Annotated in this window: 9 protein-coding genes and 3 tRNA genes; 8 read left to right on the plus strand and 4 right to left on the minus strand. The window is 49.6% G+C overall.

Going from position 1 to position 16743, the window contains the following annotated elements; genetic code table 11:
- Nucleotides 1-22: 22 nt before the first annotated feature.
- From ACY2RQ_RS14840 to ACY2RQ_RS14850, 3 genes are all read right to left on the minus strand, one after another.
- Complete coding sequence (locus ACY2RQ_RS14840) at nt 23-1444, minus strand: protein adenylyltransferase SelO (RefSeq protein WP_490113767.1); 1422 nt, start codon at nt 1442-1444, stop codon at nt 23-25.
- A 147-nt stretch (nt 1445-1591) separates the two neighbouring features.
- Nucleotides 1592-2167, minus strand: coding sequence for a hypothetical protein (locus ACY2RQ_RS14845; RefSeq protein ID WP_490113768.1), 576 nt, complete (start codon nt 2165-2167; stop codon nt 1592-1594).
- Complete coding sequence (locus ACY2RQ_RS14850; protein WP_490113769.1) at nt 2160-5345, minus strand: mechanosensitive ion channel domain-containing protein; 3186 nt, start codon at nt 5343-5345, stop codon at nt 2160-2162. The genes ACY2RQ_RS14845 and ACY2RQ_RS14850 overlap by 8 nt, the downstream gene beginning before the upstream one ends.
- Before the next feature lie 194 nt (nt 5346-5539).
- Between ACY2RQ_RS14850 and ACY2RQ_RS14855 the strand changes: the two genes are divergently transcribed.
- The 5 genes from ACY2RQ_RS14855 (at nt 5540) to ACY2RQ_RS14875 (ending at nt 9896) form a co-directional block, all read left to right on the plus strand.
- Nucleotides 5540-8362, plus strand: coding sequence for a hypothetical protein (locus ACY2RQ_RS14855; protein ID WP_490113770.1), 2823 nt, complete (start codon nt 5540-5542; stop codon nt 8360-8362).
- 186 nt (nt 8363-8548) lie between these two features.
- Nucleotides 8549-8635, plus strand: a tRNA-Leu gene (locus ACY2RQ_RS14860).
- A gap of 40 nt (nt 8636-8675) precedes the next feature.
- Nucleotides 8676-8762 (plus strand) — tRNA-Leu (locus ACY2RQ_RS14865).
- Nucleotides 8763-9082: 320 nt separating this feature from the next.
- Nucleotides 9083-9158, plus strand: a tRNA-Thr gene (locus ACY2RQ_RS14870).
- Between the two features lie 363 nt (nt 9159-9521).
- Nucleotides 9522-9896 (plus strand): hypothetical protein, encoded by a 375-nt coding sequence (locus ACY2RQ_RS14875; protein ID WP_490113771.1) that lies wholly within the window; start codon nt 9522-9524, stop codon nt 9894-9896.
- Nucleotides 9897-9993: 97 nt separating this feature from the next.
- Here the strand turns inward: ACY2RQ_RS14875 and ACY2RQ_RS14880 are convergent, their stop codons facing one another.
- Entirely contained in the window at nt 9994-11643 is a 1650-nt protein-coding gene (locus tag ACY2RQ_RS14880; protein WP_490113772.1) for a hypothetical protein, read from the minus strand.
- A gap of 714 nt (nt 11644-12357) precedes the next feature.
- Here ACY2RQ_RS14880 and ACY2RQ_RS14885 point away from each other — a divergent pair.
- The 3 genes from ACY2RQ_RS14885 to ACY2RQ_RS14895 all read left to right on the plus strand — a co-directional run bounded on the left by ACY2RQ_RS14885 (nt 12358) and on the right by ACY2RQ_RS14895 (nt 16705).
- Entirely contained in the window at nt 12358-13491 is a 1134-nt protein-coding gene (locus tag ACY2RQ_RS14885) for an ankyrin repeat domain-containing protein (protein WP_490113773.1), read from the plus strand.
- Nucleotides 13492-13753: 262 nt separating this feature from the next.
- Nucleotides 13754-14110, plus strand: coding sequence for a NirD/YgiW/YdeI family stress tolerance protein (locus ACY2RQ_RS14890; RefSeq protein WP_490113774.1), 357 nt, complete (start codon nt 13754-13756; stop codon nt 14108-14110).
- A gap of 105 nt (nt 14111-14215) precedes the next feature.
- The gene (locus tag ACY2RQ_RS14895; protein WP_490113775.1) at nt 14216-16705 is read left to right on the plus strand and encodes a hypothetical protein; all 2490 of its coding nucleotides are present in this window, start codon (nt 14216-14218) and stop codon (nt 16703-16705) included.
- Nucleotides 16706-16743: the final 38 nt, after the last annotated feature.

Raw genomic sequence — 16743 nt, forward strand, 5'->3', positions numbered from 1 at the left:
ATTTTTTAAGGCTCAAGCTGTTCTATGAAGAACAGCTGATTTCCAGATTTCCTGCCCAGTCAGGGGGAAAGTTACCATAGTCACTATGTTCTGGTTGTTCCGCGAAGGGTTGCCGGAGTAGGTGGTAAAGGCTGTTTATTTCCTGGTAATCCCCGCTTTCAGCTTTTTCTATGGCCACCTGCACGAGATGATTACGCAGAATATATTTCGGATTGGTTTTGAGCATATTCTCAAAACACTCTTCCATAGTAAGGGGTTCGTGCTTAAGTCTTTGCAGATAACGTGTATGCCAGTTATCGAATGCATCACGGTCGAGAAAAAGATCCCGGGTATTTCCACCGGCCAGACGGCGGAAAAAGATTGTGTAATCTGTTTTCTCTTTCTGCATTAACTGGAAAATATCATCAAACAAGCCGTAGTCGTCTTCTTTGGCTGTCTCGAATCCAAATTTTTTTCTGAGTAGTGTCGCGTATTTATTGCCAAAAGCCACCGGGTATTGCTTGAGAATCTCCTGGGATCTATTCCTGTTATTTTCCATCAACGGCAACAGTGCCTGGGCCAGTGCCGCACAGTTCCAGTAACCGATATCCGGTTGGGCATTATAGGCGTAGCGACCGTTCCAGTCTGAATGATTGCAGATATGTCTGGCATCAAAACCATCAAGAAAACCAAAGGGGCCGTAGTCGATGGTATGTCCGAGGATAGACATATTGTCGGTATTCATTACGCCATGACACCAGCCTGCAGCCTGCCAATGGGCGATAAGTTCAGCGGTACGTTTTACCGCTTCTGCGAGCAGGCGCTCCACCCTGTCTTCAAGGCCATTCCAGTCAGGGAAATGCCGGTTGATTACGTAGTCCGCAAGGATTTTCAGGTTATCCAGCTGATTTGTGTAACAGAAATATTCAAAGGTGCCGAAGCGCACATGGCTTTCTGCTACGCGAATCATTGCGGCTCCGGTTTCGGTTTTCTCCCGGTACACAGGGGTTTCGCTGTTGATCAGGCAGAGGGAGCGGGTTGTGGGAATACCCAGATGGTGCATGGCTTCACTGCACAGGTATTCCCGAATGGTAGAGCGTAGAACCGCCCGGCCATCGCCGTTGCGGGAAAAGGGCGTCATACCTGCCCCTTTTATCTGCAGGTCATAGAGCTTGCTGTCTGTACCTGTTGTTTCTCCCAGAAGAATGGCACGTCCATCACCCAGCCGGGGAACCCAGCTGCCGAACTGGTGGCCGGCGTAGACCATGGCAATAGGGTAAGAATCTTCAGCGAGCTTCTGTCCGTTACAGAGATGAAGAATGTCACTGTCAGACAAAGATGAACAGGACAACAGGGAAGCCACTTCATCGTTTCTGTGCACGAGTGAAGGGGTATCCAATGGCTGTGGCAGAACCTTCGCGGAGAAGGCCGGACCGAGATCGGCAAAAGTATGGGAAAGCTTCATGAAGTGAATCATACGCAAATATACGTAATGAATCTTCCGGTGCTTAACTGAAGCAAGGATGAATAACTGATACAGGGACAAGCTGGCTTCTGCAACAGGGAAAACATCAGGAAGCCTACAAACTTTACAACCTTTTTATGCTTTGCTTCAGGAAGCTTTGTGCACCTGCCAGAGAGCGTCCTCATAGGAACTACCGAAGTCGATACGGGTGATACCTTCGATATCAAAAATATCAGAGTGGGTATCCAGTAACGCCTCCGGGCTTATACAGCGCAGATGCAGCAGATCGTCAACCACCCTGGAGGTTTTGCCGATCCAGTATACCGATGGGTCGGTAATCTCCTGATGGATGGTCACCAGAGGAAAAAGCCGGCCGGCGGACTTTATCGCGGCAGCCATATTCTCCAGACCCATAATTCCCGGATGTCTGGGTTTCTGGTTACGGAGCTGCAGGGCTTTAAGAATAAACTCCTGCTGGGGCGCCGGCCGTTCAATATGACTGATATCTGAACGCCGGATAATCTGGTAACCGTTCAGATTGATCTCATCGCTGATTACCTGCAGCAATAGCAGTTCCCGGCTGACATCCAGCAGAATCCCGCTGGTCCAGGCTTCTTCACCTTCCATGCGGTTACGAAAAATACGGATACAGGCGTGAAGGGGCAGCAGTTGCTCCTGATGTGTCCGTACGGGTTCAATTCTTTCAATAACTTCTTCAGGCATGACCATTTCCGGATGAGTGCAGGAAAACATCTTGTTTCGGGTACGCTATGGTGACCCCGTTTTCCCGGAATAGTTCCTGAATTCGTGCATTTAACTGGTCCTGTATAACGAGACGATCGTCCACGTGGTCGACGTGAGTACGCAGCTCAAAGTGCAGGGCGCTGTCCCCATATTCCATAAAGAGCACATAGTTTTCCGGTTCATTCACGGTATGCTCGTGCTCGTCATTGGCCTGGTGCAGCAGCTTGTGGATCAGCTTTGGGTCGGTATCGTGGGCTACATGAAAATGGAGAATGATCCGGACCACAGTGTTGGAGAGAGACCAGTTCACCAGCTTCTCACCCATCAGCATTTTGTTAGGAATAATGATCTCTTTGTTATCCCAGTCGAGAACCGTGGTTGAGCGGATACGAATACGCGAGACCACGCCGTTCAACTCCCCCAGGGTGATGGTATCGCCGATACGAATAGGTCGCTCAAAGAGAATAATCAGGCCGGCAACAAAGTTGGCAACGATTTCCTGCAGACCGATACCGATACCGATACCAAGGGCCGCCACCAGCCATTGCAGTTTGTCCCAGCTGGCACCCAGGAAGCTGAGGGCCGTGATAAAACCGATGCAGGTGATGGTGTAACTGAGCAATGTGGTGGCCGCATAACTGCTGCCTGCCCGCAGTTTCATACGGGAGAGTACAGTTACTTCCAGCAAACCCGGAATATTACGGGCGAGAATAAAGCTGGTGACCAGGGTAATCAGGCTGATTAACAGATCGCTCAGGTGAACGGTAAACGGTTCTCTCCCTTCCACAGTGGAGGGAAATTTCCAGAGAGTAATAGTGTCTAGAGCATTCAACAGGCTGAACAGATCCCGCCAGAACCAGAACAACCCGATAAACAGACCCACAATCATCAATGCATTCAGCAACCGCAAAGATTGCTGATTGACTGTGGCCAGATCGAGATTGGGCTCTTCAACATTTTCACCTTCCTGGCTGGCTGCTCTTCGTTTCAGGGCACGGGTAAAGGCCAGTCTTCGTTCTGCCACCTGCAGGCTTCGAATTACCAGCGCCTGTAGAAGGGAGGCGGCTCCAACCATGTAAAGAGTTCCGGCCAGTTGGTGCTGCAATTGCAGAGTGGTGTAGTAGTAACCAGCGGCGGTCAGGACAAGCTGGGCAAAGGCGATAGCCACCAGCACCATGGTCAGCAGAATGTGGAGGAAGCGAGACCCGAACAGATTGCTGCAGGTCTTCATCAATTTGAACAGAATCCAGCCCTGGAGCAGAGAACCCACCATCAGGAGGGTCATGCCGAGAATATCCTGGTTCAGGTCCGAGGGCTGTTCCTTAGCCAGACTCACGGTCAGCAGCAAAGGAACCATGATGGCCCTGAGGTGAATCAAAAGCTGCTGTACCTGTCGGCATTGTTGAGGCGGCCAGCGGAAGTGAGTAACGGCGATATTGTGGGGGCGATGAATCTGAATGGCGAGGGAGAGCAGCAACCAGGCAATAGCCGTTACAATAAATGCCTGACCAAGATTGGTGACAGCTGCAGAATGTCCTTCCGAAACCGTAAGTGCCAGTCCGGCGCAGCCCATAAGTACCGGTAGTGGCATAACCTGCAGCATACTCAGGGAGAGGGCACCGGGGGTCAGTTTCAGGGTATCGTAGCGGACATTACCCATTCTGCGGGTGAGGGTTCTCTGCCAGGCCACAAAAGTGCGTCTGCGGGCCTGGAGGAACAGGCAGAACGCAAAAACCAATGCTGACGTTAGCCAGTAATCCCGCAGGGTGTCTGTAAGGGCAAAGAGGATATCCCCCCATGGAATGGAAGATACTTCATTCCATAGCGCCACAGGCATTTTCATAATCCAGTCCAGCCCGAGGGGCTGGTTACTGGCAATCCAGAACAGGCGTTCTTCCAGGGTCTCTGACAGTTCCCGGCTACGGGTCAAAAGGGCTTTCTGGTCAAGGTCCAGGCCGGTGGACAGGCTGAGCAGGTTGCTCACTTCTTCTGAGAGGTCTTCCAGCAGTTTCTGGCGGTTGCGCATTAGCCGTAGAAGTTCGGCTTCATCCTGGTTGTTAAAGGTGTGGCCGGACTGATTCTGGCTGATCAATTGCTGAACACGGGTTTCAGGGCTGGTGATAATCTGGCGTTGCTGGTCGTACTGGAATTTCTGCAGGCGGGTTTGGGTAATAATTTCCCCGATGCTGTGATCGACGGAGATATGGGGGAGGGACATCAGGCTTTCCCTGAGCATCCTTGCCAGAACCCGGTTTTCTCCCAGAAGTACGGATTGCTGGCGTACACTCTGGCTGATGGCTTCAAGATGTTTCAGCTGGTTCCTGGCTTTGGTGTTTTTAACGCTGATCACACTGATGCGGTCAGATATGGCCAGCAGTTGCTGACTTAACTCCATATTTTCGGCGGCTTCCGCCTGCAGCAGGGCTTTGCCGGCATTAGAGCGGTTAAGCCGTGACGCAGTCGCGACCGCCTGCTCACTGGCCGCTCTGCGTTTGAAGTTGATAATTGTCTGCAGGGAGAGAACTTCCTGTTCAAGGAGCTGAGCCCGGCGGTTCAACAGTCTTTGGCGCAGGCTGTCCATATCAAGCAGGGTACTGCTGGTCCGGATTTCCAGATTCAACCGGGTGTCTTGATGCTGCAGGGCATTGGCTTCAGCCTGCAGCACCATTTTCTTCTGATCTTTGAATTCGGAGGGTTGTTTTTCTGTTTCCAGGGCGTTGAGCTGAACAGTAATCTCTTTCAGCCGTTCCTGGTTTTTGCTGATGGCGGCCTGATTGGTTTCCGGCCTGGCTCGCCCTAGGGTGATCTGACTGGTGATGCGGGTCATCTGATTCTGTAATTCAGTAATCTCTTCCAGGCGTGTGTCCAGCCGTTTACGCAGTCCGTCTGCAGGCTGATGGCGGTACTTCTCCAGTAGCTCTGTATCTGAGGGTTGCTGTAGCCCTTCCAGCTCTTCTTTCAGGCGGGTAAGTTCTTCCGGGGCGTTATCAATCTGTTTCTGCAGCTGCTTGAGCTGCTCCTGTTCGGACGAAGACAGCCGCAGAAAGGTCAGGGTGTTCTGGTAGAGGTCACTGAGCTGGATGTTTTTCTCATCCTGGGGCTTGTCTGTAGGTTTTAGCTGCTCCAGTGCTTTGGAGATCACTTCCTGACTAGGCAACTTGGGTGCTGCAGGGTCTGCCTGCAGAAAAGAGCTGAATAAAACTGTCAAGAAAACAAAGGCGAGGGCACGCATTCCGGATCAACTTCCCTATTGAATTATTCTCAGGCGCAGGTCATGCACGAATTAAATACGGATTAAATAAAGTGTAGTGGCACTAATCTGTTTATAAGGAGTGGTTCAGGGATGAATTCGTGCAGGGCATAAATGGCACAGAGCGCGTAAATACGGGGCTTGGGCTGCCTCTTGCTGATACTGGCAAAGTCAGTACCGGTAAGTTGGCGGGTCGCACAGTTGTCGAAATTCCGGCAGCTTCTGTAAAGGGATTATTACCCGCGTCAATGGAAGACAAGTCTCTGGCAAGTCGCCAGGTCACAGTGAATCACCAGCCTTATCAAACCCTGGCTTCTCTGTTGGTGGAAGGGAAAATTGATCAGCAGAATTATGAACGTCTCTCTGCCCGTGGCGAGCAGGCCCTGGATCTGATTCTGAATACTCCGTGGATGCAAAGCAAAATAGCATCTGCGGAACAGCTGGAATCACATGAGCTGGAACGATTATGTGCCGCTGTTGTGGACATGGAAGCCAGGGTCAGTGAAGGGGGAAGCCAACAGCGGCTGGAACACTGGGCCAGTTCCCTGATTGGTGACAGTTATGACCTCTCCTCACTGGATGGGACAAGAAAACTGGCCTGCCATGTGTTTACCCGCCTGAAGCAGCAGAGCGATGACCAGAATCAGAGCATTCCGGCAAACGTTTATGCCGGCGTGGTTAACAAGCTTGATGATATTCCCGACGACGCTTCCCCTGCCAGAAAGCTGGTAATGATCAGTGGTGCCCTGAAAGAAGTTCAGGAAACCTATCCATCCCTCAAGGGTATGGCACTGGTGGATGACCTGGTCGCCTATATTGATGACCAGTTGCTGCTACTGGCCCGGGAGGAGTTTAAAGAGTCCCTCAAAGCCCAGCTCAGTTCCCTTGAGCGTGGCGGCTCCAAACAAGAGATGATTGTTGGTGTTGAGCTGGGAGTCGCTGCCGGTCATGTGCTGGGGGTAAATGCCGGGGTGCGTTTTACCTTTAACGCAACGGCACTGGACGACACTCGCATTATGGATAGCAGTACCTTGACGGGAAATGTGGATCTGGTTCTTGGGAATGAAAAAATTGTTCGGGCGGATATAGGGGGAAGCCTTTCCAAAGGGCAGGGGCGAATGTTCACCAGCCTGGATGATTTTGTGGATTACCATGCCAACGATATTCTGCCCCTGTTACTGGGTTCTGCCCTGAAATCACCAAAAAATATTAAGGGAATTATCAAGGCAAGAAAGTCAGATTCATCCCATGCCCAGCTGGTGGCAAAGCAGTCCGGATTAAAGCAGAAACTTGTGGCCCAGGGACTTATCAATCCCGGGGATCGTCTGGTGCTGGAAGATAAGCGACGGGCTGATTATATATCGGTCTCTGAAAAGAGCGGTGAACTCAAAGCCCGGCTGGGAGTGCTGGAGGATATTCTTTCCGGCACCTACAAGCTGACCAATACCCATACTGAGTTCCGCAAGCATGTGCCTTTGCAGGATGCCTTCCGGGAGAACCCTGGATTACTGGAGAAAGAGTCGACTAAACATTTCTCTCTCCATGTTCAGGGGAAAGACCTGTCCGGAGCAGAAGGCCGGCAATGGATAAAGGCAACAAAAAAACTGATCTCAAATCTGCAGACAGAATATGCCAGGTGCGTGGATTGGAAACCGGAAAAGGCGAAAGCCATTGCCGCGATGATGGAGCATGTCCGGAACGACCTGAAACAGGCCATGGCCCATCTCTATGCAGAATATGATCACTATGGTGCCGCGGTAAACAGGTATGACTCAGAGGGAAAAGATGGGTTTAAAAATGATATTCGTGAGTTAAAGCACAAAATGGAAATAACCCGTGGGGCTAATGGCCGGGCAGAGTTTGTGCGTGCGGTCAGCGCAACCCATGCGAGCCTGGCAGGGTGTTACAAGAGCTCGTTCAATCAGGCTATGCCTGCGCAGGCGGATGATCGGGAAGCCAGTCGGGCATTTGGGAGGATGGAAGCGGAATACCGCATGCCCCAGTTTCATCTGACAGACAAACAGGTGAAAGGGCAGCTGTCAGCCTCTGCGGTCAATAAAGCCAAACAGCTTCACCATACCGGGGAGGTAAAAGTACGGGTTCCCTATACACCGTTGATGTTGTCCGCGGCAGTACGGACAGACAATGTTACCGGGCATTTTAATGAAGATATGAACGGGGAGTATTTGAATGTTTCTTTTCGCGTTGATGCCGGAGCCAATGTACAAAGCATTTTTGGAAGTGTGACAAGTGGCATGCCATCAGCCATGAACGTTGGTGGGAAGGTGGCATTTGCCAGCTCCCTGCCCTCTGACCTGACCTTTGGCATAGATGTCGCGGGTGAAGTGGAGTGCCACTTTATCAAGTCAGAGAAAGGCTACTGCCTGCAGTACGCCCGGTTCAGTTCAGAAAAAGGCATTGGCGGCTCAACGCCAGAAATACCCGTAGTGGCAGCGCCCTGGGGCAATGTCAAAGTAAAAGTGGAAGCCGCCAGTAAGGAGCGTGTAAATCATAAAGAGTATGTTGGCAATAATACCCTGACTTACTTCTTTACCCGCTATAACGGCTGGGTGGATGGTGGCAAAGCCAGTGCGGATATAGCTGAAATGCGCAAAGCCGGGCAGAGTGAAACAGCGGGAGCGGATTACTGGGATCAGTTTGTTCACAAGAACAAGCCAAGAATTCAGGAGTTGATGAAGAACATGGTGAACCCGGAAAAAAATGCCTGTATGGAATTTAATAAAAAGCTGACAGATATCGGGGATGAGGATTTCACCACTAATATCCAGACTGCGCTGAAGAACTACAGCCAAGACCCTTCCGAAGCCAATTACAAAACAGCTTTGGCAGAGTTCAGTGAATTTATGGCGGCCAACCATTGTTTGAACCGTGCCAATGCTGAGAGCAGTTTCAAAATGAAGTGACGTGAGAGAGAATCGGACTCCTTGGCTTTCCTTTTCCTTCCCCCAAGTCAGCTTATTTAAGACGATTTCGGCATATACCGACCTGTATACGCTCTGTAAGTTGTTGACAGGAAAAACCATTCTCTCTAATATTCGCCTCGCTCTCTGGGGATGAAATAATGCTCCAGCAAAGAGTAAATTAGAGATGCCCAGGTGGCGGAATTGGTAGACGCGCTAGCTTCAGGTGCTAGTGTCCGAAAGGGCGTGGAAGTTCGAGTCTTCTCCTGGGCACCAATCATCTCTCAGGCTTGACTGACAAGTTAAAATCAGAATTGCCCAGGTGGCGGAATTGGTAGACGCGCTAGCTTCAGGTGCTAGTGTCCGAAAGGGCGTGGAAGTTCGAGTCTTCTCCTGGGCACCATATTCAGAAAAAAAGCCAGACTTGATTCAGTCTGGCTTTTTTGGTTTTTGATATTCATAAATACCTGGACAGTCGTTTTTTTATTGACTTCTATTGTGGGCTTTTCCTGTTTATATAACGTCTGGCTTTTGATGCTATTTCTCTTTTTATGCCGGATAATTTTTACCAAGTTTGAGTCGTGTAATCTGATGACTGTGAGAAGGTTGTGCTCCTTCCATGTGGGAACACACCGGTATGGCAGGCAATACCTGAGCCATCCTCCAAATGGCGGCTGCAGGTGTTGACAAAGCAGGGGGTCATCCATATTATTCGAGTCCGTTGCCGGTATAGCTCAGTTGGTAGAGCAACTGACTTGTAATCAGTAGGTCCCGAGTTCGACTCTTGGTGCCGGCACCATATTTTAAAAGGCCCGAAGCGTTAGTAAACATTTCGGGCTTTTTTGTGTCCGTCTGTTTGCCCCCTGGTTCCCGTTTCTGTCTGGATAGCACCGTATCCTATTGGACTATAAATCCCATCCCCCCATCAGCTCACAGCCAGGTATTTAAAGCCCTGCTCTGAGATGTTCAAAAGCACCCAGGGTTTCAGCGATATAGTCGCATACTCCTGTTAAAATCGTGCAACAGGCCGAAATTTCACCAGTTTATGGAAAATAGCATTGAAAAGTAAAACGTTACACACCAGGGTCTGTTGAGGTTTGTGACCTGCTCTGTTCATAACGCTATAATTCCCCGCCACATATTGATTAAGCAAGAGTCCTTCATGTTACAAAATTCGGGAACCGCCATTGATCAGGCCACACGTGAAACTGTTCTACAGAAACTCACCGGTAATCTGAAATCCCTTTACCCTCTGGCCCAAAGCGCGGACGAACAGCTTGAGCGGCTGAAAAAACAGAGCAAAGGGAAATTTTCCGCAGTTTTCCATAAAAACTCACCGTTCACAGCCAATGCCGACCGGTTCCTGCCTTATATGGTGGAAGTAGCCAATGAACTCACCAGTCTGCCGAAGGCCGCTAATGATGAGTATGTCGACAAGCTGAAAATCCTGCTGCAGAAAATTCAACTGATGTACCAGGTGCTGGAGCAGTTCCACGCCATTAAAGATAACGATAAAGTCACAGAGCCGACTAACTGATTACTGACATCCCACAGAGCTTTTTCAGGAAGAGAACCGGTGCCAGAGACGGACAACCTTAAATATCTGCAGGATTATCCGGAACAGCGGCATACGGCTAACGCCTCCTCTTTTTAGCGGACCTCCCGAAACAGCTGCATACCGCCTCTTTCGTCGCAATAAGAAAGCGTCCACAGCAACTGCGGCTGTCTGGCCCGGCTTTATTCCGTTCTGGCGATATATTCCAAATGCCATTGCGCAGAAGCCTGATTGTGTTATCTGAATCCTTATCCATCCAGTTAAGAGCATACTGGTGCCGGGCTAAAGCGCCTCTGTTAGGGGTTCCTGTTCCTATCAGAAGCTTCCAGATATTTCTGTTACGTATATTAATATCCTCCGCCCAGTAGTCAGCGAATCTGCACTTCCCACCATCCTTAAGCACCATGTACATACTCTTTCTAACATATTCCTGTATCTTGTAGGGTCGAGTGCTTTTTCTCCCCAACCGGGATTCGGTTGTTAATACGGCCTCAAATAAAGAGCTGAAAACAGAAGGGTTCGCGGACATGTAGAGCCCGGGCTTTGCCATATTTGCCAGCTCGCCAATATTAAACAAGAAATCCTGGGGTATTGTCCGAAGCCCTGGGCGCCCACCATGAAGAGCAAGATTTTCTTCCCCACTCTCCCTGATGGTATAGGCATACTGCCTGTTAGTCTCTGTGCGTCTGTACGTCCTTTCTTTCACATTGAAAAAGCTGGTTACCTGAAAAGATTTCAGCCTGTCGGCATTCACCGCGTCCAATACTGGCTGCTCATATTTCACCCTGCCAACCTGCAGCCCGGTAATCAGCTGCAATAAAAAAACCGGTTCTGAAGCTCGTTCCGACAATGGCCCCTGTATTAACCTCGCCGCACCATCCATACCATGGTCTTTAATAAGCTGTTCAAGATTTTTGGCGAGTACATTACTTCTTACCCGCAGAAGAACAGAGAGCACCAGCTTCTGCCAGAATGTACATCTTTTCAAGCGCGTTAAGTTTGTTTTCTCTAAGGCAATATCCACCAGTTCGGCAAATTCATTCTGGGGAAAATAACTGGACATTAATTCCAGAGCGGTGGCATGGGGTAAAAAACGATGGAGGAGCTCACGGTCGTAATCAGATACTCCGGTCGATGTCATTAATGTATCAATGATTCTTCTCTGATGGGCTATTTCCTGCTCCGGATTTGCTGCAACCAGCTCCACATAAAAGCGAATATCCCCACCGTAAATTATTGGGCTCTCCCCCCTTTCAATGGGAACAGCATAAACGATCATGCGAACTCGGCGATGCTCATACTCCCTGTCAACAGTATCAGATATTTGTCGTATATAAAGCTGAAACAGACCCGCATCAACATGATTAATCAGGACAGGGGCGCTGAACCAGGAGTCCTCCGCCATATACCACTCCATATTTCTAGCTTCCCCTTCAGAGCCAGTGTTCTGAACGACCAGAGTGTTTAAGGCGGGAAATAACTTTGTATCCACAACTGGCTGCTGTACACCTTCGAGGGCCAGTTGTTCCAGCTTTTCACTGGTTTCTGTAATAGATACATCCACGCCGGTATCTTCAGGCTCGTCTGCGGGTATTGGCTCCTGCCCTGGATGAACATCAAAACGACTTAATAATCGTTCTTCAGGGTCAGGAAAAAATGCAACTTCAGGTGCGGCTTCGTCAGGATGAAATTCCACCGGTGATCCATCATCCCTGGTCATAAGCGCCATGACCGACTTTCTGCAGGCAGGGGTGAATACCTGTTCCTTTTTTATACCGGGGCAACGGTTCCCCCATCCTTTCTTTAGAATGGGTTTAAGGGGTTTACCTACTACCGTTATATCAACACTGGCACTCTCCCCATGGGCTGGTATTCCTGCACTTCGGGTTCTTCCTTTACCAGCAAGAACACTGTCCGTCCATCCCACTGACAGGCAAAGCAGGAAAATACAGAAAAGCCCCCACCAGTTTCCCTTACAGACAAAACACCCCATAAGACCGTTCCTGACCCGGAATTCTTATTTCGGAGCATGGTGTATAGAACAGCGGAGGGAATAATGCCTGGAACATCACTCTCAGATGATCGGAGTGATGACATTGAAAGGCTTATCCCGCACGGTTTTAACAAGACTGTTAATGGCAGGGAGCGTCAGGGGACAGGCAGGGTCTCAGATGCAGGACACCTGGGTTCTGCCAACAGGTGACACACGTTTTCTTATGGGGAAATAAAAATGCAGACCAGCGCTACTTCTTCAGCCACGTAACTGGCTTACACATCTTCCGAAGCACCCTCCTGCAAGAAACCGCCCTGCGAGAGACCGCCCTGCGAGAAAAAGTGCAATGAGTCACTTTTCCTCCAGTACTGTCGGGCCGGTTCTGTGGAGGGGGTGAAATACCTGAAAAAAAATCCCAGTTTTAATGTCAACACACCGCAGAAATGCGGCATGACCCACCGTGATGTCAAGGGGCTGTATATTGCCGCCGCCGGTCAGAACTGGCCACTGTGTAATTACTTGATAAGTCAAGGTGCAAATATAACAAAGTATGAATTTCTGTCTTTATGCACCCAGCAGGGTTTACCCACACTGCTTTCAAAGTTATCTGTCAAAAGTGAATGGCTGGACGACGGTCTGATCAGTGCAAGTGAAGCGGGCAACCTGAAGAACGTTCAGTGTTTGCTGAATGCTGGGGCAAGGACAGACCCTTATGGGAATCAAACAATGAAAGGCCCCCTTTCCTGTGCGGTTCAGAAAGGGCACCTGCCACTTGCCAAAATGCTGATTGAATACGGGGCTAACGTCAACGTGAAAGAAGAAGACGGTTATCAACGCTCCCTGCTGGAACTTGCCGTTCGCAGTGGTGATGGAAACATGGTCAGCCTCCTTCTGGAGAGTGGAGCGGATACTGCGCACCCGGTGTTGCGTAGTAACTGGACGCGTTTGTTCACAAATGAAATTGAGATGTACACGGTTGTGGAACGGAGTCTGGGTGATTATGAGACCTATGGTCGAAACTGCGGTCTTCTCACCTATGCTATTTGTCTTGGCAATGTTCAGGTTGTGGATGCGCTTTTGAAACATGAGGCGATTCGCTCTATTTCAGGAAATGATGACTATGAACACACTGTTCCATCCAAAATCGAACTCACCAGCCGCAATTATTCCAGAGCCCAAAAGAGACAATATGTGCAAGATCGTTGTTATTCTCACAGACAAACACAGACGCCTCTGATCAGTGCTGTAAAAGCGGAGTCATACCCTGTTGTCAGGCGGTTGCTGCAGGAAAATGAGGTGCGGGCCTCAATAGAGGCGAAAAGCCAAAATGGTAGTACTGCTCTGGGAATTGCCGCGAGTACGGGTCGTGAAGACATGATTGAAGAATTGCTGGCAGCTGGCGCCCGCCCCGGGACAATAACGAACAATTGTGGCACCTTTTGCTGGTCTTGGTTGTTTTCAAACTCTCCCGAGACAAGCGCCAGGCGTGCTGGCCACGGGGCGGCTGCAGAGCGTATCAGGCAAGCTAAAGAAGAATATAAAAGAACAGAAAGAGACAGGCTGATGGACAAGCCTGTCACGTAGCTGATTGACTCCAGCCAGGGAGTGGCGCTCTCGCCAGTGATTTCATGCAGCAAGAGTGCCCCAGAATCTGACGACAGTTCACCACTGTTGCTTATATCCCTGGCTGCCCTTCCCCCCATCTAAATAAACCGGCTCAGCTCCATATTTATGGTGGTAGAAGCATCGCCATGTTCAGGGGCTGTCTACACTGAGTAAGCATGGATTTCTCAGGATGAGACAATTTTCCCAGGATTCTCAAGGACAAGTTCTCCAGGATAAGTCAATGTTCAAACGCCAGTTCGCAGCCACCATTATCTGCCTGACCACACCCCTGATATCGTTTGCCACAGAAAAGCAGGTTGATTCCCGCAAGCCGGACAAAGTGACTGTTAAAGAGACCCTGGACAGTAAGCAGGAAGGAAAACTGGTGGATATAACCGGTGTTATTATCCGCCAGGTAGGGCCAAATACAGTACTTATGCATGACGGCACTGGCGCAATAGAGGCCGATATCCCTGTAGAGCAGATTCCCCCTGGAGGTTTAAAACCCAACATAAAAATAAGAATACAAGGTGAAGTCGTCCGGGAGGGTGAAGGGGAAAAGGAAGTTGAAGCTAACCAGGCATTCTGGTCCTTCTGAGCCAGCCCACAGTTCTCACAGAAAAACACGGGGAAAAGGAGCGGGAATTTTCAGGCAAAAAATCCTATCCGGTTCTAGTATAAGCACCTGCCTGAACTTTCAACCTTGGCTATTACAGCCCTGCTCGATAAACCACACTGTTTCTCAGGCGCTGAGTATTGCAGCGAGATTGCCATGACTTTACCGCTATCCAGATTTTCTGTTGTCTATCTTTTAACGTTCCTTGCCGCTCTGCTTGTTGGGCAAAGAACTTACGCAGGTACAGGCGATGAATATTTACATATCCAGAAAACGACCAGACCGGGAACAGCAGAGCAACGTTACTTCGTATTAAAACAGACAGGCGAGGAGTTGAAAAAAGGCTACTCCATCGGCCCCTATATTGTACCTTCCTCAGACCTTGGTGACCCCGACAAACAGTACATACTGCAGTTCTCTACCGGGCATGAGCATGGAGGTATCACTGTTTCTCTGCAGCAGCATGAACCCCCGAAAGAAGAGGGTGAAGACGACAGAGCCGGGAGATACACCCCACTTATTGGCTTCCGTTTGTATGTAAATCCGGATGAAAGCCGCTACGTCCTTCAGTGGCTGGATAATAAAGGCGGAAGAATCAGGGAGGAAATACTTAAAAAAATAGCAGGCGATGCCACCCCTGCGCTGACTCTTCTTCGTGACTCTGACAATGATGCCGCCATGATGATAGATCCGTCAGTGGCTTTCTTTCTCCTGTTCAAAGAGCTGGGGGATAAACCTGAAGAAGGTGAAGCAGGTAATGCCGAGGATCAGCTTGTCCAGAAAATACAAGGATTGCACCTGCAACAATCCCCCCCTCCTGAAGATCTTCTTGTTCAGATTGATCAAGGCAATCCCCGTCTGGGCATATTTGAAAAAGGCGTTGGCGATGGTGCTGGTTCTCTGACTATCCCGGTTCAAAGCTTCCCAACCAACCTCAGGTCCTATGCTCAGACAATAACCCCACGCCTCCTCATGTCCCAGAGAAAATCTTCTCCGGAACCTGTAAAGCTGATGCTGCGTGAAGACTCCCCCGATAGAAGAGCATTCTCATCATCATTCTTTATCAGTGGTGCAGGAGAAACAACTGTCTGGCATAACAACAAAACCCTTACAGGAAGCATGTATTATCTGGAAATATCCGAAAGCACACCGGCGCCAAATCAATGGATCAGGGTCAGCCTGCGTAAAAAGAACAGATCAACAGTAGAACTTTCCTCTGAAACCCCTCTTAAAAAATCAGCCGTAGCCTTTCTGAACATTCTCGCCAATACCGGAAGGTACGAACTATATGATAAAGACGGCACTCTCCTCGCAAGCCAGGATGCCAATATGCTGACCCCCATTTTCAAGGATAAAGAGTTTATTAACCTGCTGAAAGGTTTTGACCCTGTTGCCGCAGTTAACGCCCTTGCGCCGGTCGCTTTTAAGGGGTCGGAAGCCATGCAGGAACGCCCTTATCAGCTTCAACCCAAAGATGTTTTTCAAATATTTCAGAAGACGTCCCACTTCCCAACAAAAGTTAAACAGCCTGATTTAGTGGCTCTTAGCCATACCCCGGTCAGATCTGGTTTAACAGTTGGCTTCCAAAGCTGGACGGGGCTCAACAACATAAACGTCAAAGCTTTTATTCACCCAAACAATCCGGAAAATGGCCTGACTATCCCCTCCATTTTGATCAGTAGTCCTGATGGCGCAGACAGGCTCTACCATTTTAACTTTGTCTCCAGCTCACCCAGCGAATACACAGTATTCATGTACAAAGGGTCGGAAGAGCCGACAACGGAATCAATTGCGGAGCGGCATTTAAAAAGGGATGTTTTTGGTATAAACCCTGGCTTTGAAGCAATGCTGAAAGTGGAACTCGGTGAAAATAATATTCAGGCCACACTTTATAATGCTGAAGGCGAACTCCAGAGCCAGCATCAAACAGATCAAATCGACTGGAACCCACGCAAAGACAGAATCAGCCTCCTTCCCGTAAGCCAGGGGAGTGAACGTACATGGCTCCCCGCCATTGGCACTTGTCTGAATATTCTGGCCGCGATACCGGCTGGACTGAATTATCCGCTGACCGATGACAGACTTCAGGCTATGTTTGTCAAACAAAAAAGCAGGCGCTTCAAGGACGAGGGGATTTTCTGGGGAGCTTTTACCAGTACGGAACCAAGATTTGAAGAAGCCATTCCCCCCGTACAGAAGCGACCTTGGATCAGAAGCGGAAAATGGGCGGTCAAACAAGCCTATAAAACTACCACTTCACCTTTAAGAATCGCATGGCAGCACCCATTTGTTTCCGGCGCTGCAGTGACAGCAGCAACGGGTTTTTACATACAGCAGTCAGATAGCACCCAATGGCTGGAGTCTTTCCTCAACAACGGCAGCGTTGTACTGAGTGATATAGTGGCCAGCACTCTGGCATCGAGCCTTTCAAACTCAGGCTCTTCGGGTACAAGCCCGGTAGTCGATTCTTCAACCACGACGTTCTCATTGAGTCCAACACTCACTCAGCCGTCACCATCAGCGGCCTGCCCTCCTCTTAATGCTTCTATTAATGCTTCTATTTCTTCAAAGCCCTAGAACGGGAATAAACCGGCAGGGCTGTCAATAGCCCTGCC

Source organism: Parendozoicomonas sp. 209JJ7-1 (assembly GCF_058147085.1).

Bases quoted from the DNA above. Each gene is read 5' to 3' on its own strand.
- ACY2RQ_RS14875 (WP_490113771.1), top strand. From the start codon at position 9,522: ATGTTACAAAATTCGGGAACCGCCATTGATCAGGCCACACGTGAAACT.
- ACY2RQ_RS14885 (WP_490113773.1), top strand. From the start codon at position 12,358: ATGACCCACCGTGATGTCAAGGGGCTGTATATTGCCGCCGCCGGTCAG.
- ACY2RQ_RS14845 (WP_490113768.1), bottom strand. From the start codon at position 2,167: ATGCCTGAAGAAGTTATTGAAAGAATTGAACCCGTACGGACACATCAG.
- ACY2RQ_RS14890 (WP_490113774.1), top strand. From the start codon at position 13,754: ATGTTCAAACGCCAGTTCGCAGCCACCATTATCTGCCTGACCACACCC.
- ACY2RQ_RS14880 (WP_490113772.1), bottom strand. From the start codon at position 11,643: ATGGCGCTTATGACCAGGGATGATGGATCACCGGTGGAATTTCATCCT.
- ACY2RQ_RS14840 (WP_490113767.1), bottom strand. From the start codon at position 1,444: ATGAAGCTTTCCCATACTTTTGCCGATCTCGGTCCGGCCTTCTCCGCG.